Below are 23,723 nucleotides of genomic sequence, written 5' to 3'. Positions count from 1 at the left end.
GCGCGCACGCCCGCCCCTGTCGGCCCCCTTCGCCCCCGCGTTTCCGGTGCGCAGCCTGCAGGACGTGGAGCGCCTGGAGGCGCTGCCACTGGCCCAGGCGCTGCCGGTGCAGAGCACCTACGAGATCTTCTGCAACTCGGCCCATGCCTTTGGCGACAAGACGGCGCTGAGCTTTCTGCCCACCGCCGACCCGGCGGATGAACCCATGCGCTGGTCGTACGCGCAGTTGCTCGCTGGCATCCACCAGACGGCCAACCTGCTGCACGACCTGGGCGTGGGCCCGCAGGATGCCGTGGCCGTGCTGCTGCCCGGCTGCCTGGAATACCACCTGGCCCTGTGGGGCGGCGAGGCGGCCGCCATCGTGCAGCCGCTCAACCCGCTGCTCACGCCCGAGAAGCTCGCCTCCATGATGACCTTGGCCCGCGCCAAGGTGCTGATCGCCTATGGCGAGGACGGCGATTCGGGCTTCTGGACCAAGGCCATGGGCCTGCGCAGCCAGGTGCCGACCCTGCGCACCGTGCTGCGCGTGGCCCCGCACGGCGAGGCACCAGGCGCTGCCGGCCCGCTGCCCGACGGCGTGATCGACTTTGCCAGCCGCAGCGCCCAACCCGACGACCGGCTGGTGAGCGGGCGGCGCATCGCGGCCGGTGACATCGCGGCCTACTTCCATACCGGGGGCACCACGGGCGCCCCCAAGCTCGCGCGCCACAGCCATGGCGCGCAGGTGTTCACGGCCTGGGCCTGTGTGCAGATGCAGGGCATCCGACCCGAGGACGCCGGCATCAACGGCTACCCCCTGTTCCACGTGGCGGGCGTGCTGCCGGGCGCGCTGGCGGCACTGTCGGCCGGGGTGGAGACCATCATCCCGACCACCGGGCTGTTCCGCAACCGCCAGGTGATCGCCAACTACTGGCGCCTGGCCGAGCGCTACCGCTGCACCTACCTGTCGGCCGTGCCCACGGTGCTGGCGGCGCTGGCCAATGTGCCACTCGATGGTGCGGACATCTCGGGCCTGCGTTACTGCCGCACCGGTGCAGCGGTGCTGGCGCCCGAGCTGGCGGCGCGCTTTGAGCGCCTGTTCGGCCTGCATGTGCACGAGAGCCTGGGCATGACGGAGATGGCCGGCATCTCCACCATCACGCCACCGGGCGTGAACGCGCCCGCAGGCTGCGTGGGCTGGCGCCTGCCCTACACGCGGCTGCGCATCGTGGCGCTCGACGCGCACGGCAATGCCTCGGACCAGGAGATGCCGCCCGGCCAGCCGGGCATGGTGCTGTTCCACTCGCCCAACCTGTTCTCGGGCTTTCTCGATGCCGCCGACACGGCCCGGGCCTTCACGGCCGATGGCTGGCTGGCCACGGGCGACCTGGGTTTCGTCGATGCCGAAGGCCGCCTGCACCTGAGCGGGCGCTCCAAGGACCTCATCATCCGCAGCGGCCACAACATCGACCCGAAGGTGATCGAGGACGCCCTGGGCGCCCACCCCGCCGTGCAGCTGTGCGCCGCCGTGGGGGCCCCTGATGCCTATGCGGGCGAGCTGCCCGTGGTCTTCGCCACGCTGGTGCCGGGCGCCCAGGCCAGCGAGGCCGAGCTGCTGGACTTCGTCTGCGCGGGCGTGGACGAGGCCGTGTCGCGCCCGCGCACGCTGACCGTGCTGGAGACCATGCCCGTGACCAATGTGGGCAAGATCTACAAGCCCGCCCTGCGCCTGCAGGCCGCCTGCCGGACGGTGCAGGCGCTGGTCGACGGCGTGTGCACCGAACTCGGCGCCACCACGCGCCCCAGCGTGCAGGCAGAAGGCGAAAGCGCCGTGCGCGTGGCGGTCGACGGCGGCGCACCAGCCCTCGCAGACCGCCTGCGCCAGGTGCTGGCGCCCCTGCCCATCCAGGTGCAGGTGGTGCTGTCAGCGCCCGGTGCCTGAGTCTTTTACCCCCAAGACCCATAACGATTCCAGGAGACAAACCACCATGCGAACTTTCCAGACCCTTCAACGCCGCACCTGGCTCGGCGCGGCCGCGCTCGCCGTCGCCTCCCTCGCCGGCATGGCCGCCCAGGCCCAGCAGCCGGCCTACCCTGCCAAGCCGATCAAGGTGGTCGTGCCCTTTGCGCCGGGCGGCGCCACCGACGTGCTGGCCCGCGTGCTGGCCGAGAAGATGGCGGCCGGCCTGGGCCAGCCCCTGGTCATCGACAACAAGCCCGGCGCGGCAGGCATCATCGGCACCGATGCAGTGGCCAAGGCCGCACCCGATGGCTACACCATCGTGCTGGGCCTGAGCAATTCGCTGCTGACCAACCAGTTCCTCTACGAGAAGCTGCCGTACGACCCGCAGCGCGACCTGGCCCTGGTCTACCAGATCACCATCGCCCCGCTGGTGCTGGTGGCCCACCCCAGCGTGCCCGTGGCCACCGGCCCCGAGCTGCTCAAGTACGCCGCCGCCAACAAGGGCAAGGTGGCCTATGGCTCCTACGGCACGGGCGCCTACCCGCACCTGGCGGGGGCCTACATGAGCCTCACGCAGAACGCCGACATGAGCCATGTGGCCTACCGCGGCGAGGCGCCCATGGTGCAGGATTTGATCGGCGGCCAGATCCAGATGGCCTACGCGAGTGCCCTGGTCGCCAAGCCGCACATCGATGCCGGCAAGCTCAAGGCGCTGGGCGTGACCGGCGAGCGGCGCATGGGCATCCTGCCCAACGTGCCCACGCTGGCCGAGCAGGGCATGACCGACGAGGCCTACCGCGTGGCGGGTTGGCTGGCCTTTGCCGCGCCGGCGGGCACGCCGCCGGCCATCCTGGAGCGCCTGGCCGCCGAGGTGCGCAAGGCCGTGCAGCTGCCCGACGTGGCCCAGCGCATCGCGGGCATGGGCTTCGAGGCCCGCACCAACTCCTCACCGGCCGAGTTCAAGGCCGCGTACATGAAGGAGCGGCCGGTGTGGGAGCGTTTGATCAAGCAATCCGGCGCAAAGCTGGACTAACCCCCTGAGCCGCTTCGCGTCATCCCCCTCAGGGGGACACCCCCAGCGCGGCGGGGCGGCCCTTGCACGGGGGTGCTGGCCCAGGTCGCGCCAGTTTCACACCCCCTTGGCGGCCCGCTGGTTGGCAAACGCCACATACCAGTCCAGGCAACCCGGGTTGGCCATGGCGTCCTTGTTGACGACCTTCTCGATGGGCTGGCCCAGCAGGAGTTTCTTGATGGGCAGTTCCTGCTTCTTGCCGCTCAGGGTGCGCGGGATCTCGGGCACCTGGAAGATGTCGTCGGGCACGAAGCGCGGGCTCAGAGCGGTGCGCACGGCGCCGTTCAGGCGCTGGCGCGTGGCCTCGTCGAGCGCCACGCCCTCGCGCAGCACCACGAACAGCGGCATGTAGCTTTCGCGGCCCAGGTGCTCGAGGTCGACGACCATGCTGTCCAGCACCTCGGGCAGGGCCTCCACGGCGCTGTAGATCTCGCTCGTGCCCATGCGCAGGCCGTGGCGGTTGATGGTGGCGTCCGAGCGGCCGTAGATGGTGCAGCCACCGCTGGCACCGTCGATCTTGAGCCAGTCGCCATGGCGCCAGACGGCGCCGGCCTCGGGCCCCGTGTCGCCGCCGCCGGGGCGGCGGCCATGGCCGGGCGGGTACATGTCGAAATAGCTCGACAGGTAGCGTTCGCCGTTGGTGTCGTTCCACAGGTACAGCGGCATGGAGGGGATGGGCTGCACGCAGACCAGCTCGCCCACCTCGTCCTTCACGGGTTCGCCCTGGGCGTTCCACGATTCCACGGCCGCGCCCAGCATGCGGCACTGCATTTCGCCGGGCACCTGGGGCATCTCGCGGTGGCCGCCGATGAAGGCGCCGCAGAAGTCCGTGCCGCCCGAGATGTTGTTCCACCAGATGTCCGGGGTGCCGATGCGCTCGAACTGCGCCGTGCCCCAGGCCTGCACCTCGGGCGAGAGCGGCGAGCCCGTGGTGCCCAGGGCGCGCACGCGCGACAGGTCGCCGCAGGCGGCCAGGTCCAGCCCCGACTTCATGCAGTTGGCAAAGAACGCCGCACCCGCACCGAAGAAGGTGACGCCGGTCTCGGCCGCAAAGCGCCACAAGGTGCCCCAGTCGGGCCGGTCCTTGCTGCCGCCCGGGTTGCCGTCGTAGATCACGCAGGTGGTGCCCGACAGCAGGCCGCTGGCCTGGGCGTTCCACATCACCCAGCCGGTGGAGCTGTACCAGTGGTAGCGCTCGCCGAGGCTGTTGGCCTCGTAGCTGCAGCCGATGTCGTTGTGCAGTACCTTGAGCTGCAGCGCCACCAGCACCATGCCGCCATGGCCGTGCACGATGGGCTTGGGCAGGCCCGTGGTGCCGCTGGAATAGACGATCCACAGCGGGTGGTCGAAGGGCATCCAGGCGGGCTCGAAGGCATCCACCGCCGGCCCGCTGGCGGCCACGTCGGCCGCCCAGTCGGACCAGCCGGCCAGCGCCGCATCCGCAGCGAGGTTGGGCACCAGGATGGCGTGCTGCACGCTGGGCAGGGCCGCGCGCAACTCGCTGAGCACGCCCATGCGGTCGTGGTCGCGCCCGCCGTAGGTGATGCCGTCCACGCCGATCAGCACCGTGGGCTCGATCTGGCGGAAGCGGTCGAGCACGGCGTTCGTGCCCATGTCGGGGGCACAGATGCTCCACACCGCGCCAATGCTCACCGTGGCCAGCAGGGCCACCATGGCCTCGGGGATGTTGGGCAGGTAGGCGGCCACGCGGTCGCCGGGCTGCACGCCCTGGGCCTTGAGGTGGAGCGCCAGCGCGGCCACCTGGCGGCGCAGCTCGGGCCAGTCCAGCTCGCGGTGCTGGCCTTTTTCGTTGCGGCTGACGATGGCCGGCAAGCCGGCGGCATAGGCTGCCTGCACATGGCGCAGCGCCTGGCGCGCATAGTTGAGCTGCACGCCCGGGAACCACTCGGCCCCCGGCATGGTGTTCCTGGCCAGCGCCACCGTGGGCGGCGTGGGCGACTCGATCTCGAAGTAGTCCCAGACGCTGTGCCAGAAGGCATCGAGCTCGGTCGTGGACCAGCGCCACAGCGCGTCGTAGCTGTCGAAGGCCAGGCCGCGCTGGTCGCGCAGCCAGTCCTGGTACAGGCGGATCTGGGGAATGAACGGGGGGGTGTTGTTGGTTGTCTCCATGGCGACGCAGCGTACCAGCGCTGGCGCAGGCCTGCCATCGGGCGCCGTCCCCGGATTGACACCCGGGCGGCGCGGTCCACCTTCCCGCGCGCACCACAGACGGACACATTTTCTCGGGAAAACCCTTGCGAGGTACGACAACCGCTCGGAAATACTCGGTGTCGCCCGGGAGAGCCCCGTGGCACCACAACAAATGCATCGCCAGGAGCGAGGGGGGATGGACATGAAGAACACCTGGACGGCTGGGGGCACCGCTGTGCGCCCGCCGCACTGTACGCCCTGGGCCATCGCGGCCTTGCTGGGCCTGGCCTGCGCGGGCAGCGCCCAGGCGCTCAGCCCGCTGCCACCCGCCGTGTCGGGCGCCAGCACCTGCTTCCACAAGGACCGGGGCTTCGTCGCCCGGGCCCAGCTGGATTTCAGCGCTGAAAGCCCCGATGGGCTCTTCGACATCTACAAGGGCGCGCACTACCAGGGGCAATGGGCTTTCCAGAACGGCCAGGGGCAGTGGGTGGTGCTGCCCCCCTCGATCGGCGTGGTGCCCGTGGCCGGCAACGCGGTGCGCCATCCCCAGCGCAGCCAGGGCGCAGGCGTGGACATGCTGGAGGTGGCGGTCACCGAACCTGGCCTGCGCTCCGCCGCGGCCCTGCCCGGGCTCACGGTGTTCGTGGGCTATGGCGCCAGCGGGGCCCAGAGTTTTGCCGACCTGCTGGCGCGCCAGCGCTTCGGCGTGGTGGCGCAGATCGCGGGCGACGAGCCCCTGCGCGACCCATGCGATACCGCCGCGCCCGGTGCGGGCGGCGGGGGTACAGCACCCAACCCCGCGCCGTCGGGAAATCTGGTCGCCCTGAACGTGCGCGTACAGGGGCTGGGCCTCGGCCGCACACTGCAGCTCGGCCACGGCACGGCCACATTGAGCGCCACCCTGAACGAGCCCTACCGCTTCGCGCCCCAGGCGGCAGCGGGTGCCCCGCTGGACCTGCGCGTCACGGCCCAGCCCACCGGGCAGCGCTGCGCCGTGTCGGAGTCCGCCCCGGCCACCGTACCGGCCGACGGCGCTCCGGTCTTCGTGCGCTGCGTGCACACCGCTGGCGCCCACCTCACCATGCCCGACACCGAGCCCCGCAAGCCGCTGGCCGTGGGCTTTGCGCTGCGCGAGCTGGCCTACCCGGGCATCGCCTACGAAAGCCGGCCCGGCGTGGTGGGCGGCACCTTTCCCTATGAGTACCGCCTGCAGGGCTTCACGCGCAATGGCGTGGCGCAGAGCAGTGCCGACCTGTCGCTCGACTTCCGGCGCGGCACGGTGCGCTTCACGCCGCCTGCCGAGGGCAGCTACACCATCACGCTGGAAATCAAGGACAGTGGCAGCACGCCGCAGACGCTGGTGCGCAGCTTCACCGTCGACACGGCGGCCTCGCGCTTTGCATTCGTCGCTCCGGATGGACAGGACACCAGTGGCCGGGGCACGCGCGCAGCGCCCTACAGGACGCTCGCCTATGCCCTGGCACGCAGCACCGCGGGCCAGGCCCTCGTGCTGCGCCAGGGCACCTACCTGAGCGGCCCCTTGCGGCTGCTGGACAACAAGGCCAAGCAGATCCTCGCCTACCCCGACGAGGTGGCCACGCTGGACATGAACAGGGTGGACACCATTTCCGTGGCCTCCTCCACCGCACCGGCACCGCGCATCGAGGGCGTGGACATCGCCAACGTCAAGCAGTACGGCATCGTGAGCGACCCGAGCAAGGCAGGGCTGGTGGTGCGCCACGTGCGCTTCGTCAACGGGGAGGAAGGCCCCACCCTGAGCGAGAACCCCGCCTTCATCCATGGCTGGGGCGACACGGGCCCCGCCTGGCGCCACCAGTTCCTGGTGCAGGACAACGACTTCGGCACCTACGTGGGTGCAGGCTATGCCACCACCTTCTTCGATGCCGGCGAATCGCTCGTCGAGAACAACCAGCTGCGCCTGGGCAAGGTCAATGGCGGCTTCCACGACAAGGACAATTCGCAGAACAACACCTACCGCGAGAACTACATCGAGTTCTCGGCCGCCAACCGCACCACCTCGGGCATCCAGGTGTCGGCGCAGGACAATTCGGTGGGCGTGCACATCCACCACAACCTGCTGGTGAACGCCGGGATCCTGCTCGGAACGCAGTGCTTCCAGAGCACCTGCTCCATGCGCGACCACGACGTGCACCACAACACGGTCGTCAACCAGCGCATCGCCCTGAGCTGGGGGCCGTTCAACCCCACGAGTTCGGGCACGCGCATCAGCCACAACATCCTCAGCAGCGGCAGCACGCCGGCCTATGGCGGCCTGTCGTGCCAGAGCCGGCCAGCCGGCCTGGCCACGCAGCTGGCGGCCCGCGCCAACTGGATCGAAAGCACGGCCCCCCTGGCCTTCAAGGACAGCGAGTGCACGGGCAACGACATGGCATGGTCGGTGTGGCAAGGCACCTACGGCCAGGACACGGCGGCATCGGGCAGCAGCGTGGGCCCCACCAGCGTGCTGACCGGCTCCGGGCCGACCACCGGACTGCCGGCAGGCGACGCCCGCCGCACCCAGCGCGGGCACCAGTACTGACGCCACGGGGTCGCCTGCGGCCCCGTTTGATCGCGGCGGCCGAGGTGGTCAGCCGCCTTCGGGCTCGTGCAGGCCGGTGATGGCGTAGCCTTTTTCCTGCAGCTGAGCGCCTGGCTTGACGATTCCGTAGTGGTCCCAGCGGTCGGCATCTTCGTCCAGGTCCTGGCCTTTCACCTCGGTGTCCCAGTCCGTATTGGTCGCTTCTTCCGGAATTCGCTTTCCTTCCGGCACGGCCAGGTGGGTGAAACGGCCCTCAGCTTCGGCCCGACGGTAGATGTCCACGCGCATGGTTGGTCCTTTGGCGGTTACAAAGAAGCCACTCTACTGCCCATGGCGAAAAGGCGCCGTAGGAAAAACTCCCGCTGGCATCAGGGCCTTGGCGCGGGCCGGGAAAACCTGCAGAAACCCATCGCCTTGATTTTTCGCACACATGTGCTAAATTAGCGCCATGGACGCCAAGACCCAGAAAGCCGAGCTCACGCGCGCCGCCATCATCGGCGCCGCGCTGGACGTGGCTGCGGCCGACGGGCTGGAGTCCATCACCCTGCAGGCCGTGGCCGACCGCGTGGGCCTGTCCAAGAGCGGCGTGTTCTCGCGCGCCGGTTCGCGCGAGGCGCTGCAGAAGGCCGTGATCGAGGAGTACGGCCGCGGCTTCCTGGCCCAGGTGTTCGTGCCCGCCATGCAGCAGCCCAAGGGCCTGCCCCGCCTGAACGATATCGTGCGCCGCTGGATTGCGCGCACGCGCGACGTGGAGGCCTTCACGGGCTGCATCTACGTCGCCGGCGCCTTCGAACTCGACGACCGCGAAGGCGAGCTGCGCGACCTGCTGCACACCGAGATCACGCGCTGGCGCGCCGCCCTGCGCCGCACCGTGCTGCAGGCCATCGAGGCCGGGCACCTGCCCGCAGACACCCCGGCCGACCAGTTGGTGGCAGAGATCTACGCCATGGTCATGGGCCTGCTCCACGACGTGCGCTTCCTGCGTGATCCGCAGGCGGCGCAACGCACCGAGGCGTCGTGGGCGCGCCTCGTCAAGAGTTACCAGACCGCCTAAACCCCCTTTGCGCGCCATGGAACCCTTGCTTCTTGTTCGCCCAAATTTCGCACAACCGTGCGAAGAAAGGAAAACACCATGCTGATCCTTGTCGGACTTGCCGCTGCCGCGGCCCTCGCAGGCGCCTTGCATGCGGTGCGCCAGACCCTGGCCCGCCTTCCGCGCAGCAACCGCGACTGGGTCTTCTACTGACCGCACGCGCCTCTCCCTCTCTGGAACCCTTCCACCCCCCTACGGAGCCCCACCATGAGCCAGTCCACCGCCGTGCAGGCCACCTCGAACTTCTACGGCGCCCATGCCGGCATGCGCCTGGTGCGCCTGGCACTGGGCACGGCGCAGCACCTGTGGCCCCGGCTCGCCGTGCGCACCGCCTACCGCCTCTTCGGCACGCCCCTGCCCTTGCGCAAGCCGGGCCACCAGGCCCTGGTGGCCGCCGGCTGGCAGGCCGAGCGCTGGCCCTTCGAGGACGCCGAGATCACGCTCTACACCCGCAGCGACCTGCCTACCAAGGGCCCGGTGGTGCTGTTGTCCCATGGCTGGGGCGGGCATGCGCGGCACATGTTGCCCCTGGCCGATGCGCTGGCCGCGCGCGGCATGCACCCCGTGCTCGTGGACCTGCCCGCGCACGGCGGCAGCCGGGGGCGCGTGAGCAACCTGCCGCAGTTCGCCCGCGCCATCGAGTACGCCACGGCGCGCCTGCAGGCCCGCGGCAACACGCTGGCAGCCGTGGTGGCCCATTCGCTGGCCGCCAACGCGGCGGCCCATGCCGCGAGCCGGGGCCTGCCGGCCGCCCGGCTGGTGCTGCTGGCGCCGCCCGCCTCGCCACGCGAGTACACACGGCTGTTCGCACAGGTGTTCGGCCTGAGCGAGACCACGCGCGCCGCGATGGAGCGGCGCATCGAGGCGCGCGAGGGCATCCTCATGCCCCAGTTCGAACCCCAGGCCGTGGGGCCGCGCATCGCCCAGCCGACCCTGGTCGTGCACGACCGGGGCGACCGCATCAACCGCTTTGCCGACGGTGAGGCCTACCGCGACCACATTGCGGGCGCGCAACTGCTGGCCACCGACGGGCTGGGCCACCGCAAGCTGCTGCAGGACGAGGCCGTGCTGAACGCCGTGGCGGATTTCATACAGGCTTGATGCCGCCCCGGGCGCCAGGCCTATGATCGGCAGCCTGTTCCTGCCGACCCGAATTCCCGATGCCCCTGCTCATCTCTGCCTGGCCCATCCTGGTCTGGGTGCTGCTCGCCTTGGTCGTGTTGTCCGCCATTTTCTTTCTCGCCCGGGGTGATCGCCGCGCCTTCCTGCAGCTGCTGGCCCTGGTGGCCTGTTTCCTGATCGGGGCGCTGCTCATGGAGTTCATGCTCTTCATGGCCGCGCGCATGTCGCGCACGGGCGGCGTGCAGGGCACGCCGGTGCTGGGCGACGGTACGCGCCAGCTGTTGCAGACCATTGCCAACCCGCGCTCCATCACGGCGCCACCGCTGTCGCTGGCTGCGATGGCGGCGTATTCGGTGCCGCTGTCCTGCCTGTGGCTGCTGGTGGCCTGGGTGCTGCACCTGCGCGGCGGCGGCAAATCGGGCGCTGGCAAGAAGAAAAAGCCGGCCAGGGCCTCGGCCAAGTCCCGCAAGGCTTGACCCACGGCAAAGCCCCTGCTGGCACCAGGGCAGCACAATGGGGACGCACCCGCAGCGGGTGCGTTCACACCCTGTTGCCATGACCTCCCGAAGTGACGTTCTCATCGTGGGCGCCGGCCCCGCCGGGCTTTCGCTCGCCATCGCGCTGGCGCAGGCCGGCTTCAGCGCCACCGTGGTGGAGCAGCAGCCCGGGGCGGCGCTGGCCGACCCGGCACCCGATGGCCGCGAGATCGCGCTCACGCACCCCAGCGTGGCCACGCTGCAGCGCCTGGGCACCTGGGCCGGCCTGCAGGCGCACGAGCGCGGCACGATCCGCGAGGCCCAGGTGCACGATGGCCCCCTGGGCCGCCACGGCCCCCTGCGGCTGCACACCGGCGGCGCCCAGGCGCTGGGCGCCATCGTCTCCAACCACGCGCTGCGGCGCACCGCCCACGCCGTGGCTGCGCGCACCGCGGGCGTGCGCATCCTCGCCGGCGCGCAGGTGACGCGGGTCGCCACCGGGGTCGAGCATGCCGAACTCGACTGCACGCTGGGCCCGGCCGAGGGCACGACGGCTTCGCAAACGCTGCGCTTGCAGGCGCCCCTGCTGGTGGCGGCCGACAGCCGCTTTTCGGTCACGCGGCGCCAGCTCGGCATCGGGGCGGACATCACGGACTTCGGCCGCACCGTCATCGTCTGCCGCATGCGGCACGCACAGCCCCATGGCGGCACAGCCCACGAATGCTTTGGCTACGCGCGCACGCTGGCCATCCTGCCCCTGGCCGATGCCGCCGATGGCCGGGCCGCCTGCTCGGTGGTGGTCACGGCCGGGGCGGCTGATGCCGCGGCGCTGATGGCCCTGCCACCCGAGGCCTTTGCTGCGCAGGTGCAGGCCCAGTTCCAGCAGCGGCTGGGGGCCATGGAACTGGAAGGCGAGCGCCATGCCTACCCGCTGGTGGGAGTGTATGCCCGGCGCTTTGCGGGCCCACGCTGTGCGCTGCTGGGCGATGCCGCCGTGGGCATGCACCCGGTGACGGCGCACGGCTCAACCTCGGGCTGGCGGGCGTGGAGCGCCTGGTGGCCGCCCTGGTGGCAGGCCGCCACCAGGGGCATGACACCGGCCATACCGCGGCACTGGCCCGCTATGCGAGCGAGCACCACCGCCATGCCTGGCCGATGTACCAGGGAACGAACGCCATCGTGCGGCTCTACACCGACGCCCGGCCTGTGCCACGCCTGCTGCGCCAGGGGGTGCTGCAGCTGGCACGGCGCCTGCCACCGCTGCGGGCAGCCATCGTGGGGCAGCTCACCGGGCCCCTGGGCGCTTCCCCACATGCCCACCGGAGCACGCTGCGCCCCTGGGACTGAGAGGGTGTCCTAAGCGCTGAGCATGCCCCAGACCAGCGCCACGCCGGCGACCAGCAGATCACCGGTCACGCTCGCCTCGGTCGCGCCGGCACTGCTGAAGCGCTCCTTCTGCCGCTCACGCTCGGCGCGCGTGCGGTCGCGCTCCAGCGACACCAGCGCATCGGCCAGGTCGGTGCGCTGCGGCGGGTGCAGCTGGGCGGCGCGCTGCCCGGCCTGGGCGTAGCCTTCCAGAGCGCGCTTCACGGCCTCCGGATCGATGAGCGAGAACGCTGCGCGGCAGTAGGGGCAGGCGTGGTCCTTGCGGATGTCCACGGGGGCGCCGCAGCTGGTGCAGTAGATGGCGCCGACGCGCTGGGCGAGGTCCGCCACCTCAGGCTGGGTCATGTGGCGCACGAAGCCCTTTTCCACCATGAAGGACGAAAAGGTGCTGAAGCGGCCATGCTGGCTGGCGCAGCGGTACAGGACGTAGCGGCCGCTGCGCACCAGGTCGAAACCGTGCGCGAGCGGGCGCACGCAGCGCGGGCAGGCCATGCTGTTCTGCAGGGGGCGCCGCTCGTCGGTGCGGTGCTCGTGCAGCAGCTTGAACAGCTCCACCACCGCCGCGGGCGCCAGCTTGAGGTTCTCGTGCCGGTCGAACCAGATGCCCTGGCAGGGAAAGCAGATGTCGAGCGCCAGTTCGCCGCCCAGGTTGGTGGCGAACCGGTGCTCTTGCATGGGCTGGCGGCAGGAGGGGCAGGAAGGGAGGTGCTGCATGGACAAAGGAAAAGCCGGCGGGATGCGGTCATGGTAGCGCGCCGGCCGGCTGACCCGCAGGCGACGCGGCCCAGGGCCCGGGCGCTTGAACCGAAGCACAATGGCAGGCTCATCTGCCAACCACCAAGGGGCCCTGCTCACCCTTTGCGAGAAAGAAAAGAACGATGCCTGCCATCTGGAAGAAACCCATCACCGTCGAATCGCTCACCCACCACAGCCTGCGCACGGCCGTGCCGCACCTGGGCATCGAGTTCCTGGAGGTCGGCGACGATTTCGTGCGCGGCCGCGTGCCCGTGGACGAGCGCACCCACCAGCCCTACGGCCTGCTGCACGGTGGCGTGAGCGTGGTGCTGGCCGAGACCCTGGGCTCGGTGGGCGCGGCCCACGCCTGCCCCGAGGGTTACCGCGCCGTGGGCCTCGATATCAACGCCAACCACCTGCGCTCCACCCAGAGCGGCTGGGTGACAGGCACGGCCCGCCCGGTGCACATCGGCCGCACCACGCATGTGTGGCAGATCGACATGGTCAACGACGCGGGCGAGATGACCTGCGTGTCGCGCATCACCATGGCCATCCTGGCGCCGCGCTGACCCCGGCCCCTGGCCTGGGCCGGCGCCCGGACGGCCGTTCTGCCTCAGTCGACGGAAAGCTTCACGCGCTTGACCACCTCGGCGTAGCGGGTGCGGTCTTCCTGCGTGAGGTCCACCACCTGCTGCACCGGACCCGGGCTCGGGACGAAGCCGAAGTTCGCGAACTTGTCTCTCACGTCGGGGAGGGCCAGCGCCTCGTTCACGGCCTTGTTGATGTCGGCGGCCGTGGCCGCTTGCGTGCCGCGCGGCGCCATCAGGGCCACCCAGGTCGAGGCATGCAGGCCCTTGGGGCCGCCGGCGGCCTCCAGCGTGGGCACCTCGGGCATGGCCGGCGACTTCGCGCTGTCTGCCACGGCCAGCAGGCGCAGCTTGCCGCCGCGCACCAGCGGGCCGGCACTGGCGATGCTGCCGAAGGCCCAGTCCACCTCGCCCATGGCCACCGCCGCATAGAGCTGGCTGGTCTCCTTGAAGGGCACGTGCACCATCTCCACGCCGGCGGCATGCGCCAGGCGCTCGGAATGCAGGTGGATCGGCCCGCCCACGGCGTTGGAGCCGTAGGTCAGCGGCTTGCGCTTGTCGGCGGCCGCCGCCATCAGCTCCTGCACGCTCCTGTAAGGGCTGGACGCCCCCACGGCGATGAAGAACGCCGTCTTGTACAGCACGGCCACCGGCACCAGGTCCTTGTCGGGGTCGTACGAGAGCTTCTTGAAGATCAGGGGGTTGATGGACAGGTTGCCAACGTCCACCACCACCAGCTCGCTGCCATTCGGCGCGGCGCCCTTCACGCCGTTGATGGCCACCATGCCGGCGCCGCCGGGCTTGGCATCGATGACCACGGCCCGGCCCCAGCGGGCCTGCAGCTTCTCGCCCACGATGCGTGCCACCACGTCGGGCCCGCTGCCGGTGGGGAACACGGTGGTGATGCGCACGGGCAGGCCCGGCGCAGGCTGTGCCCAGGTGGCAAAGGGTGCCGCCAGGGCCAGGAGGCCGGCGGCGCGGCGGGTGATGGGTGGCATGTCTTGTCTCCGTTTTTTTTGATGGCTGACCTGGTGGAATTCTTGGATTGCTGCTACCCCGGGGCGCGCCCGGTCACGCGGTCCAACAGGCCCCGGCCGTCCTCGGGCCAGTCGTCGCCGCGCCAGGCCACATGCTGGTCCGGCCGGACCAGGGTGTAGCGCGTGGGGTAGAGGCTGGCAACACCGCCCTCCTCGCACTGCAGCACCTTGAGCGGCAGCCGGGCGGCCGCGCACTGCAGCCGGATGCGTTCCAGCTCGGCCCTGTCGGCCTGCGGCGCGGCGAGCAGGGTGAAGCCCGGGCCGAACAGGTCGTACAGGGAGCTGCCGTCGTGCAGCCAGGCATGCGGGGCCAGGCTGCCCGGGCGCGAGGTGGGCACGTAGTTGATGAAGTCACGGGCCGGCGCTGCCGTGCCATCGGGCACGGTGACCGGCGAATCCTCGTAGCGGTAGCCCAGCACCACCCCCAGGGTGGCGAACTCGCGCATCTTGGTGGCCTGGATGCGCACGCCGATCTCCGCGCGCAGGCGCCGACCTTCGGGCGTGTCGTCCTCCACGCCTGCGGCGGACAGCTGGTTGCCCAGCACCGCGTGGTTGGCCTCGGCCTCGGCCATCACCCACTCGTGCACCGGCCGGCGCTCGGCCTCGTAGCTGGCCAGCAGGGCATCGCCGCCCCAGCCCTGCAGCCGGGCAGCGAGCTTCCAGCCCAGGTCGACCCCGTCGGCCACGCCCATGTTCATGCCGTAGCCGCCAAACGGCGGATGCAGGTGGCAGGCATCCCCGGCCAGGAACACGCGGCGGTCGCTGTAGCGGTCGGCAATCAGGCGGCTGGCCACCCACTCGTCGCTGCTCAGCAACTCGTAGGGCAGGTCCAGGCCGGTGGCCTGGCGGATCAGGGCGGCGGCGTCCAGGTCCGACAGCTTCACGCCCTCGGGCACCCGGGTGGGCATGAAGAACCAGGTGTCGCCCCGGTCCATGGGCCCGATGAGGCTGGGCAGCTCGGTGTTGACCTGCCAGTACATGATGGCCGGGCCATGGCGGTGCGCCTGGGCCAGGCCCGGGGCGCGAAACACGATGTTGTAGTTGCGCGAGAGGCCGTAGGTGCCCTCCATGCGCGCACCGATGAGTTCGCGCACCTTGCTGCGCGCGCCGTCGGCTCCCACCACATAGTCGGCGCGCACGCAGAAGTCGGTGTCGCCCACCCGGTCGTGCAGGTGGACCTCGACGCCCTCTTCGTCCTGGTCGAAGCCGCCGAGCTCGCAGTTGAAGCGCAGCTCCACGCCGGGCAGCGATTGGGCATGGGCACGCAGCACCTCTTCCACCGTGTACTGCGGAATCCACTGCGCATGTTCGGAGTACAGCGGGTTGCGTCCCGGCGCGCAATACATCGCGTTCTCGAAGCGGGTGAGCTCGGGCCCGGCCAGGCGGGTGACGAAGACCACGTTGGAGGGGTAGTCCATGCCCAGCGGCGATGCGGCGCGCAGCTGGTCGGCGATGCCCCAGCGGCGCAGGTGCTCGCGGGTGCGCACATTGGTGGTCTTGGCGCGCGGGGCGTAGCCCACGCGGTCGTTGCGTTCCACCAGCAGGCAGCGGATGCCGCGGTGGCCGAGTTCTATGGCGAGCGCCAGGCCCACGGGGCCGGCACCGACGATCAGGACCTGGACGGATTGCATGGCGGGACTTTTTTCGGGATCTGGATCAAGGGCATGGGGCGATCGTAGGCAGTGGCCCGCGTCTGCGAAAGACGGCAAAATTCGCACACTGATCGAAATTTGCGATCACCCAGCAGCCTTGGAGCGTTCATGAAATTCAATGCCCTGCGCGACTTCCTGGCCGTGGCCGAGCGTGGCAGCCTGCGCGGCGCGGCGCGCCACCTGGGCAGCGCCCAGGCCGCCCTGAGCCACAGCATCCAGGAGCTGGAGAAGGACCTGGGCGTGCCGCTGTTCGAGCGCAACAGCCGCGGCGTGTCGCTCACGCCCATGGGCGAGGTGTTCCTGCGCCGTGCCCGCTCGGTGGTGGAGGACGTGCGCCGTGCGCGCGAGGAGATCGACCAGCTGCGCGGGCAGGTGCACGGCCGCCTGGCCATCGCCATGTCCAGCGTGCCGCACCTGGCGCTCTACCCGGGGGCGCTGCGCGCCTTCCGCCAGCGCTACCCCGAGGTGCGGCTGGACATCATGGACGCGGTGTACCCGCGCGTCGAAGCGCGCCTGCTCGACGGCAGCCTGGACTTCTACGCCGGCCCCGCGCCCGCGGACACGGCGGCGGGGCTGGCGGTGGAGAGGCTGTTCGACAACACCCGCGTGGTCGTCGGGCGCAAGGGGCATCCGCTGGCCGGCGCCCGCTCCCTGAAGGAGCTGGCCGGTGCGGAGTGGATCACCAGCTCGGTGACCCACAAGGCCGAGGAGGAGATCGGCCCGCTGTTCCGCCAGCACGGCCTGCCGCCGCCGCGGCTGGTGATGAGCTCGCACTCCACCCTGACCTTCCTCACGTCCATGGTCTATTCCGACCTGCTCATGGTCCTGCCGATCCAGTGGACGCAATCCCCCCTGCTCGGGCTGGTGCAGCAGATCCCGGTGCGCGAGCTGATCCCCGCACCACCGATCTGCCTGGTGACGCGCGGCGGCATGCCGCTGACGCCCGCGGCCGGGTACTTCTGCGACATGCTGCGGCGCGAGGCGCACCGGGTGGCGCAGCCGCCAGCCTAGGCATCAGACCCCGGCGCAGATCCCGTCGGCGCGTGGGTCGGTCGCGCCCTCGATGCGCCCGTCGGGATGGAAGGCCACCGCCCCGGCATGGCCCATCATGTCGTCGAAGGCGCCCACCACCTGCACATCGTGGCCGGCGGCACGCAAGGCATCCACCAGGGCCGGGTCCACGCGCGATTCGAGCTTGAGGTTGGTGGACTGGTCGCCCCAGGTGCGGCCCAGCAGCCAGCGCGGCGCGGTCACCGCGGCCTGCATGTCCTGGCCGAAGAGCACGTGGCGCGTGAACACCGCCGCCTGGGTCTGCGGCTGGCCCTCGCCGCCCATGGTGCCGTAGGCCAGCACGCGCCCATCCTTGAGGTGCGCCAGCGCCGGGTTCAGGGTATGGAACGGCAGGCGCCCGGGCTCCAGCTGGTTGGGCCCGGCGCCCAGGGTGAACGAAGCGCCGCGGTTCTGCCAGTGCAGGCCGGTCTCGGGCAGCACGATGCCGCTGCCGAACTCCCAGTAGATGCTCTGGATGTAGCTGACGACATTGCCGTGGGCATCGGCGGCGCCCATCCACACCGTGTCTCCGGGCTCCGTGGGCTCGGGCCAGGGCGCGGCGCGGGCCTTGTCGATGCGCGCGGCCTCGGCATCAAGGGAGCTGGCCTGCAGAAAAGCCATCGGGTCGGCGCGCATGTACGCGGGGTCGCCCACATGCCGGTTGCGCCAGGCGAAGGCCCGCTTGGTCGATTCCACCAGGCCATGCACATGGTCGAAGCCCTCGGCCTGGCCCACGCCCAGGCGGTCGAACATGCCCAGGATGGCCAGCGAGGACACGCCCTGCGTGGGCGGCGGCTGGTTGAACACACTGCCGGCCGACAGCTGCACCGACAGCGGTGCCACCTGCGCGGCGTGCCAGCCCTCCAGGTCGGCCAGCGCCAGCGGGCTGCCCAGGGCCTGCAGGTCGCGCGCCATGCTGCGCGCCAGGTCGCCGCGGTAGAAGTCGTGCAGCCCGGCCTCGGCCAGGCGCTGCAGCGTGGCCGCAATGCGCGGCTGGCGCAGGGTGTCGCCGCGGTGCGGCTGGCCCTCGGGTGCAAAGGCGGCGGCAAAGCCGGGCACATGTTCGAGCTCGGCCCACTTGGCACGCGTCAGCTCGACCTGGGAGGTGGTGATGGGCATGCCCTCGCGCGCATGGCGGATGGCGTCTTCGAGCAGGCGCGCCAGCGGCAGCGGCTTGCCGCCCCAGGCGCGGGCCACTTCCAGGGCCTCGGCCCAGCCGCCGATGGCACCGGCCACGGTGAGCGCCGCGCGCGGTCCGCGCGTGGGGATGGCCGCGTCTCCATGCGCCTGGTAGAAGGCCGCATCCGCCGCCTGCGCCGCGCCGCCGCAGGCGCGCACTGCGACCGGCGCCGCCGTGCCCGGCGTGTGGATGAGCCAGAAGCCATCGCCGCCCAGGCCGTTCATGTGCGGGTAGACCACCGCGATGGCGGCGGCTGTCGCGACCATGGCCTCGACCGCGTTGCCGCCCTCGCGCAGCACGGCAGCGCCGGCCTGTGCAGCCAGGTGGTGGGGAGCGGTGACCATGCCACCGCGGCTTTGCAGGCTGTGCAACATCGAGAAGTCTCCGGTTATGGGGAAAGATGCTAGTCCATCAGCGAGACATGCGCTGCCACCACGCACCAGCCCTGGCCGGGCATGCGCACCCAGGTCTGCTGCTGGCGGCCGGTGCGCGCACTGCCCTCGCGCGTGAACTCGGTGCTGGCGGTGGCGAAGTCGCGCCCGTAGGCCGTGATGCAGGTATTGCGCAGCGTGCGCGCCAGCCCCGCGGGTGAACGGCCGCTGCGAAAGGCGCGGATGGCATCGATGCCATAGAGGCATTCCGTGGCGCCATAGCGCACCGTGTGCTGGCCATGGCAGAACAGCGCGTCGAGCACGTCCACTTCGTTGTGGACCAGTGCATGCTCGTAGCGCGCAAACGCAGCCGTGACCTCGGCGAGGACATCGGGCAGGTTGATGGTTGTCGTGCTGTCGTTCATGTCAGTGTCCACCGCCGAGATACGCCCGTGTGAGGGCATCGTTGGCCGCGATCTCCGCCGCCGTGCCCTGGGCCACCACGCGCCCGCCTTCGAGCACATAGGCCCGGTCGGCCAGCGACAGCGCGAGCGCCGCCATCTGGTCCACCAGCACCAGGGTCATGGATTCGTCGCGCAGGCGCGCCAGCGAGGCGAACAGCTCCTCGATGACCTTGGGCGCCAGGCCCAGCGAGGGCTCGTCGAGCAGCAGCACGCGCGGGCGGCTCATGAGGGCGCGGGCAATGGCCAGCATCTGCTGCTCGCCGCCCGAGAGCAGGCCGGCGCGCTGATACAGGCGTTCGCGCAGGCGCGGAAAGCGCTGCAGCATCTCTTCCACCCGGGCCTCGCGGCCCTCGGGGTGCAGGAAGGCGCCCAGCCGGATGTTGTCGAGCACCGAGAGCTCGGGGAAGACCTGGCGCCCCTCGGGCACCAGCACCAGGCCGCGCGCCACGATCTGCTCGGCGCGCAGCGGGCCCAGCTCCCCCCCCTGCAGGTGGATGCCCCCCTCCACGGGACGGTGCAGGCCGGCCAGGGTGCGCATCAGCGTGGACTTGCCGGCGCCGTTGGCGCCCAGCAGGGCCACCATCTCGCCCTGGCGCACACGCAGGTCCACGTTGTGCAGCACGGGCTCGGCACCGTAGCCGGTGGTGAGCCGGCCCACGCCCAGCACCTCGGGCGCGTCGCCCGGCAACTGGCGGCCGACGGCGGCATGCACCGCCACGGCGCCGCCTGCGCCCTCGCCCAGGTAGGCCTTGCGCACGGCGGGATGGGCCTGCACCTCGGCCGGCGTGCCTTCGGCCAGGTGGCGGCCCGACTCCATCACCACCACATGGTCCGACAGGCCCATCACCAGCGCCATGTCGTGCTCCACCAGCAGCACGCCCACGCCCTGGTCGGCAATGCGGCGCAGCAGTGCGGAGAGCTGGTCCTTGTCCTCGGTGGACAGGCCGGCGGCCGGCTCGTCAAGCAGCAGCACCTCGGGCCGCAGGGCCAGGGCGCGGGCGATCTCCACCAGGCGCCGGTCGACGTGGGCCAGGTCGGCCGCCGGCACCTGCACGGCACCCTTGTAGCCGCACCAGGCCAGCAGGGCGCGCGCTTCGTCCCGCGCGCCGGGCGAGCACACGCGGCCATCGCCCAGCAACGGGCCCAGGGTGCCGCGTGCCAGCGCCAGGGCCACGTTGTCGAGCACGCTGAGCGAACCGAAGAGCTGCGAGGTCTGGTAGCTGCGCGCCACGCCGGCCCGCGCGATGCGCCAGGCACCGCGGCCCTGCAGCGGCTCGGCGCCCAGCAGCGCGCCGCCGCTGGTGGGGGTGTAGAAGCCGCTGAGCATGTTGAGCACCGTGCTCTTGCCCGCGCCGTTGGGCCCGATCAGGCTGGTGACGGCACCGGGCCGCACGGCAAACGACAGCTCGCTCACCGCGCGCACGCCGCCGAAGACCATGGACAGGCCCTGCGCGCCCAGCGCCCTGCCCTGTGCCGGCTTCAGGGCCGGCAACGCGTCGCCATGCGCGGCCGTGCCATCCACGGGCGCGGGTGCGCTGCGGTGCAGCCGCGCCAGCAGCCCCACCAGGCCCTGCGGCGCCACCCACAGCACCACCAGCAGCAGTGCGCCAAAGAACAGCAGGCGGTACTCCTCCAGGCTCGACAGCAGCTCGGGCAGCAGGCCGACGATGACGGCGCCCACCAGCGGCCCGGCGATGCTGCCCGCACCGCCGATCATCACCACCAGCACGAACAGGATGGACTGCAGGAAGGAAAAGCTGTGCGGCGTGACGAAACCCGAGAGCGGCGCATACAGCCCGCCCGCCAGCCCCGCGAGCAGGGCAGACAGGGCGAACGCCACGGTCTTCACGGCCAGCGGGTTCAGGCCGATGGACTCGGCCGCCGTCTCGGAATCACGCACCGCACGCAGCGCGGCGCCCCAGGCGCCCCGCGACAGCCGCACATAGGCCAGCAGCGCCACCGCCACGGCCACGATGGCCAGCACCGCGATGGCCCGTTCGCCGCGCAGCGCGGCCATGCCCATTGCCGGTGCGGCGATCCCCATGATGCCGTTCTGCCCGCCCGTGAGGTCGCGCATCTCCACCGCGCTGTGCTCCACGATCAGGCCGAAGGCAATGGTCACCATGGCCAGGTAGGGGCCCTTGACGCGCAGCGCCGGCAACGCGAGCAGCGCACCCATGGCGCCGGCCAGCACGGCCGCGACCGGCCAGGCGGCCCAGAAGCTCCAGCCCGCCTTGGTGGTGAGGATGGCCACCGCATAGGCGCCGATGGCGTAGAAGCCCACGTGCCCGAAGGACACCTGGCCCGACAGGCCGAGCAGCACGTTCAGGCCGATGCCCACCAGCGCCAGCAGCGCCACATTGGCCAGCACGAAGACGTAGTAGCCGTTGACCTGGGTGGCCAGCGCCAGGCCCACGGCCACGCCCAGCGCGGTGAGGCCCAGCAGCGCCGGCATGGCCAGCCCGCGTGCGGACGAAGGAGGGTGAAGGGATGCAGTCTGCATGGAAAGAGGCGTGTTCTTCTTCGTCATACCTTGCGCACCAGGGCACGCCCGAACAGCCCGTTGGGGCGCACGGCCAGCGCCACGATGACGAGCGAGAAAGTGAGGATCTGCGTGTAACCCGAGCCCAGCGTGGAGGTGATCAGCGCCTCGGCCACGCCGAAGAGCAGGCCCGCGGCCATGACGCCCCAGGCACTGCCGATGCCGCCCAGGATGGCGACCGCAAAGGCCTTGAGGCCGAACAGCGTGCCCATGTCGGACTGCACGTTCACGAGCGGCGCGATGAGCACGCCGGCCACGCCCGCGAACACGGCCGACAGCGCGAACGCCGCCGACACCACGCGCCCGATGGGAACGCCCATGAGCCGCGCGGCATCGCGGTTCTGCACCACGGCCAGCATGGCCGTGCCCCAGCGCGTACGCCGCGCCACGAAGTGCAGCACGGCGGCCAGCACCAGGCCGATGGCCGGGATGAGCAGCTGCAGCGGGTACACGCCCAGGCCGATGTCGCCCAGCGTCATCGGCGCCTGGGCCAGGGGCGAGGGCAGGCTGCGCGGCTCCTTGCCGAAGGTGAACATGGCCAGGTTGTCGACCACGATGCCCAGCGCCACCGTGGCCATCAGCCAGGCGTCCGAGTTGCGGCGCGCGAACGGGCGCACGGCGAAGAACTCCACGGCCAGGCCATAGAGCGCGCACAGCAGCAGCGCCAGCAGCACGGCCAGCGCCATGGGCCAGCCCAGCACCATGGCAAAGCCGTAGGTGAGCACGGCGCCCAGCATCATGGAACTGCCCTGGGCGAAGTTCACGGTGCCGGAGACCACGAAGGTGACGTGAAAGCCCAGGGCCATGAGCCCGTACATGCTGCCCAGGCCGATGCCGCTGATGAGGGCGGAGAGAAAGAGCATCGTGGTGATCGAAGAAATGGGGAAAAGCAGGAAAAGTTCCGCGCCGATGGGGGCGCGGGACCGCGAGGCGTGCAGGGCTTATTTTTCGAGGCCGACCGGCAGGATGCGGTTGCCGATGAACTGCGCCCAGACGTAGTCGTTCTCGCTCAGCGCGTCGTGGTTGGCTTCGCTGAAGGGCTTGTCATAGCCCTTGATCAGGCCCTCGTACTTGCCGATCTTGTAGAAGCCCTGGCGCACGGCGTCGCCATCGGTGCTGCCGGCCTGGGTGATGGCCAGCGCCGCGAGCTGCATGGCGTCGTAGGCATTGGCCACGCCCACGGCGGGGGTGATGTTGTCGGGGCCCTTGATCTCGGGGTATTTGGCCTTGAGTGCCGCCACCACCTTCTCGCCCACCGGGCCTTGCTTGCCGAAGAAGCTGTAGGTCTGCACGAAGTGCACGTTCTTGGCGTTGGGGCCGGCCAGTTCGGTGAAGCGGCCGCCCGCAGGGCCCCAGTGCGAAACGATGGGCACCTGCCAGCCCATGCGGTCCAGCGACTTGACCACCTGGGCCGAGGGGCCCACGTTGCCCACCAGGAACAGCGCGTCGGCGCCGGCGGCCTTCAGGCGTGTGAGCTGGGGCACCACGTCCACGTCGCTGTCGCCGAACTTCTCGATGCCGGCGGCCTTCATGCCCTTGGCCGTCAGCGCTGCGGTCAGGCCCTTCTCGTTGGACTCGCCCCAGGGGTTGTTCACCAGGATCATGCCGGGGTTCTTGGCATTGAAGGTCTTTTGCGCATAGGCCAGCATGCCGCGATCGACGATCTCGTCCACGGCCGAGACGCGGAACGCGAAGTTGGGCTTGGCGCCGTTCTTGGTCACCGGCGTGCCTGCGGCCCAGGGGCCCATGAAGGGCACCTTCTCCTGGTTGGCCAGCTGCACGATGGCGATGGAGACCGGCGTGTCCAGCCCGCCGAAGAGCACGGCCACCTTCTCCTTGTAGATCAGCTCGCGCGCTGCGGTCACACCCTTGGCGGGGTTGGCCTCGTCGTCGCGGCGCACCAGTTCGAGCTTGCGGCCGCCGAGCAGGCCGCCCTTGGCGTTGATCTCCTCGATGGCGATGGTCAGGCCGCGCGTGATGGCGTCCCCCGCCAGCGCCGACTGGCCCGAGAGCGCGGTGACCAGGCCGACCTTGATCGGATCGGCGGCATGGGCAGTGCCCAGGACAGCCCAGGCCGCGGTGGCGAGCGTGGCGGCGGCAAAGCGGCGGCGGGTGGTGAAAGGCATGGCGGTTCTCCTGCAGTGGCGGGTGGACGGGGATGAACGGATCGGTGGGCGGGATTCGGTCCGCCTCGGGAGGCTTCACCAGCAAGCACCGTGCCAGTGTCAACAAATGCTTATGTTTATTGGCGACTACATTTATACGTAATTGTCGACAATCTGGCACATGCTTTGCTGACAACA

Annotated in this window: 18 protein-coding genes and 1 pseudogene; 9 read left to right on the top strand and 10 right to left on the bottom strand. The window is 70.7% G+C overall.

The genetic code is table 11. From position 1 onward, the window contains the following. The first annotated feature begins 46 nt into the window (after positions 1-46). Together AC07PF_RS07295 and AC07PF_RS07290 are read left to right on the top strand one after the other, a co-directional pair. On the top strand, positions 47-1,921 hold the full coding sequence (locus AC07PF_RS07295; protein WP_494611353.1) for an acyl-CoA synthetase: 1,875 nt from the start codon (positions 47-49) through the stop codon (positions 1,919-1,921). A gap of 46 nt (positions 1,922-1,967) precedes the next feature. Next, positions 1,968-2,975, top strand: coding sequence for a Bug family tripartite tricarboxylate transporter substrate binding protein (locus tag AC07PF_RS07290; RefSeq protein ID WP_494611352.1), 1,008 nt, complete (start codon positions 1,968-1,970; stop codon positions 2,973-2,975). A gap of 96 nt (positions 2,976-3,071) precedes the next feature. Here the strand turns inward: AC07PF_RS07290 and AC07PF_RS07285 are convergent, their stop codons facing one another. Beyond that, positions 3,072-5,144 carry an acetoacetate--CoA ligase gene (locus AC07PF_RS07285; protein ID WP_494611351.1) on the bottom strand — a complete coding sequence of 691 codons (2,073 nt, stop codon included), beginning with the start codon at positions 5,142-5,144 and terminating at the stop codon, positions 3,072-3,074. Between the two features lie 217 nt (positions 5,145-5,361). Here AC07PF_RS07285 and AC07PF_RS07280 point away from each other — a divergent pair, with 217 nt between their 5' ends. Beyond that, positions 5,362-7,725, top strand: a complete 2,364-nt coding sequence (locus AC07PF_RS07280) for a right-handed parallel beta-helix repeat-containing protein (protein ID WP_494611350.1) — start codon at positions 5,362-5,364, stop codon at positions 7,723-7,725. A gap of 48 nt (positions 7,726-7,773) precedes the next feature. On the opposite strand, the gene AC07PF_RS07275 is transcribed toward AC07PF_RS07280, so the two are convergent. Continuing rightward, positions 7,774-8,013 (bottom strand): DUF6139 family protein, encoded by a 240-nt coding sequence (locus AC07PF_RS07275; protein ID WP_007855973.1) that lies wholly within the window; start codon positions 8,011-8,013, stop codon positions 7,774-7,776. A 160-nt stretch (positions 8,014-8,173) separates the two neighbouring features. On the opposite strand from AC07PF_RS07275, the gene AC07PF_RS07270 reads away from it, so the two are divergent. From AC07PF_RS07270 to ubiM, 4 genes and pseudogenes are all read left to right on the top strand, one after another. Further along, positions 8,174-8,779 carry a TetR/AcrR family transcriptional regulator gene (locus tag AC07PF_RS07270; protein ID WP_007855974.1) on the top strand — a complete coding sequence of 202 codons (606 nt, stop codon included), beginning with the start codon at positions 8,174-8,176 and terminating at the stop codon, positions 8,777-8,779. Positions 8,780-9,025: 246 nt separating this feature from the next. Further along, positions 9,026-9,919 (top strand): alpha/beta fold hydrolase, encoded by an 894-nt coding sequence (locus AC07PF_RS07265; RefSeq protein ID WP_494611349.1) that lies wholly within the window; start codon positions 9,026-9,028, stop codon positions 9,917-9,919. A gap of 59 nt (positions 9,920-9,978) precedes the next feature. Then, the gene (locus tag AC07PF_RS07260) at positions 9,979-10,416 is read left to right on the top strand and encodes a hypothetical protein (RefSeq protein ID WP_007855977.1); all 438 of its coding nucleotides are present in this window, start codon (positions 9,979-9,981) and stop codon (positions 10,414-10,416) included. A gap of 79 nt (positions 10,417-10,495) precedes the next feature. Then, positions 10,496-11,763, top strand: a pseudogene (gene ubiM, locus AC07PF_RS07255) (5-demethoxyubiquinol-8 5-hydroxylase UbiM). Positions 11,764-11,772: 9 nt separating this feature from the next. On the opposite strand, the gene AC07PF_RS07250 reads toward ubiM, so the two are convergent. Then, positions 11,773-12,516 (bottom strand): zf-TFIIB domain-containing protein, encoded by a 744-nt coding sequence (locus AC07PF_RS07250; protein WP_494611348.1) that lies wholly within the window; start codon positions 12,514-12,516, stop codon positions 11,773-11,775. A 164-nt stretch (positions 12,517-12,680) separates the two neighbouring features. Between AC07PF_RS07250 and AC07PF_RS07245 the strand changes: the two genes are divergently transcribed. Then, positions 12,681-13,106, top strand: a complete 426-nt coding sequence (locus AC07PF_RS07245; protein ID WP_184855097.1) for a hotdog fold thioesterase — start codon at positions 12,681-12,683, stop codon at positions 13,104-13,106. 44 nt (positions 13,107-13,150) lie between these two features. Here the strand turns inward: AC07PF_RS07245 and AC07PF_RS07240 are convergent, their stop codons facing one another. Together AC07PF_RS07240 and AC07PF_RS07235 are read right to left on the bottom strand one after the other, a co-directional pair. Further along, the gene (locus tag AC07PF_RS07240) at positions 13,151-14,122 is read right to left on the bottom strand and encodes a Bug family tripartite tricarboxylate transporter substrate binding protein (protein ID WP_494611347.1); all 972 of its coding nucleotides are present in this window, start codon (positions 14,120-14,122) and stop codon (positions 13,151-13,153) included. Between the two features lie 53 nt (positions 14,123-14,175). Further along, entirely contained in the window at positions 14,176-15,792 is a 1,617-nt protein-coding gene (locus tag AC07PF_RS07235) for an FAD-dependent monooxygenase (RefSeq protein ID WP_494611346.1), read from the bottom strand. Between the two features lie 129 nt (positions 15,793-15,921). On the opposite strand from AC07PF_RS07235, the gene AC07PF_RS07230 reads away from it, so the two are divergent. Then, positions 15,922-16,824, top strand: a complete 903-nt coding sequence (locus AC07PF_RS07230) for a LysR family transcriptional regulator (RefSeq protein ID WP_494611345.1) — start codon at positions 15,922-15,924, stop codon at positions 16,822-16,824. Positions 16,825-16,827: 3 nt separating this feature from the next. Here AC07PF_RS07230 and AC07PF_RS07225 read toward each other — a convergent pair whose 3' ends face one another. The 5 genes from AC07PF_RS07225 to AC07PF_RS07205 all read right to left on the bottom strand — a co-directional run bounded on the left by AC07PF_RS07225 (position 16,828) and on the right by AC07PF_RS07205 (position 23,546). Further along, positions 16,828-18,417 (bottom strand): gamma-glutamyltransferase family protein, encoded by a 1,590-nt coding sequence (locus tag AC07PF_RS07225; RefSeq protein WP_494611344.1) that lies wholly within the window; start codon positions 18,415-18,417, stop codon positions 16,828-16,830. Between the two features lie 29 nt (positions 18,418-18,446). Continuing rightward, entirely contained in the window at positions 18,447-18,839 is a 393-nt protein-coding gene (gene hpxZ, locus AC07PF_RS07220) for an oxalurate catabolism protein HpxZ (RefSeq protein WP_494611343.1), read from the bottom strand. 1 nt (position 18,840) lies between these two features. Continuing rightward, positions 18,841-21,381 carry a branched-chain amino acid ABC transporter ATP-binding protein/permease gene (locus AC07PF_RS07215; RefSeq protein WP_494611342.1) on the bottom strand — a complete coding sequence of 847 codons (2,541 nt, stop codon included), beginning with the start codon at positions 21,379-21,381 and terminating at the stop codon, positions 18,841-18,843. Between the two features lie 23 nt (positions 21,382-21,404). Further along, complete coding sequence (locus AC07PF_RS07210; protein ID WP_494611341.1) at positions 21,405-22,283, bottom strand: branched-chain amino acid ABC transporter permease; 879 nt, start codon at positions 22,281-22,283, stop codon at positions 21,405-21,407. 78 nt (positions 22,284-22,361) lie between these two features. Next, entirely contained in the window at positions 22,362-23,546 is a 1,185-nt protein-coding gene (locus AC07PF_RS07205) for an ABC transporter substrate-binding protein (protein ID WP_007856619.1), read from the bottom strand. Between the last annotated feature and the right edge of the window lie 177 nt (positions 23,547-23,723).

This window comes from Acidovorax sp. GW821-FHT10A04 (assembly GCF_059415825.1).
The sequence above is the reverse complement of the archived record's forward strand: the minus strand, read 5'-3'. Positions and strand labels throughout refer to the sequence as shown.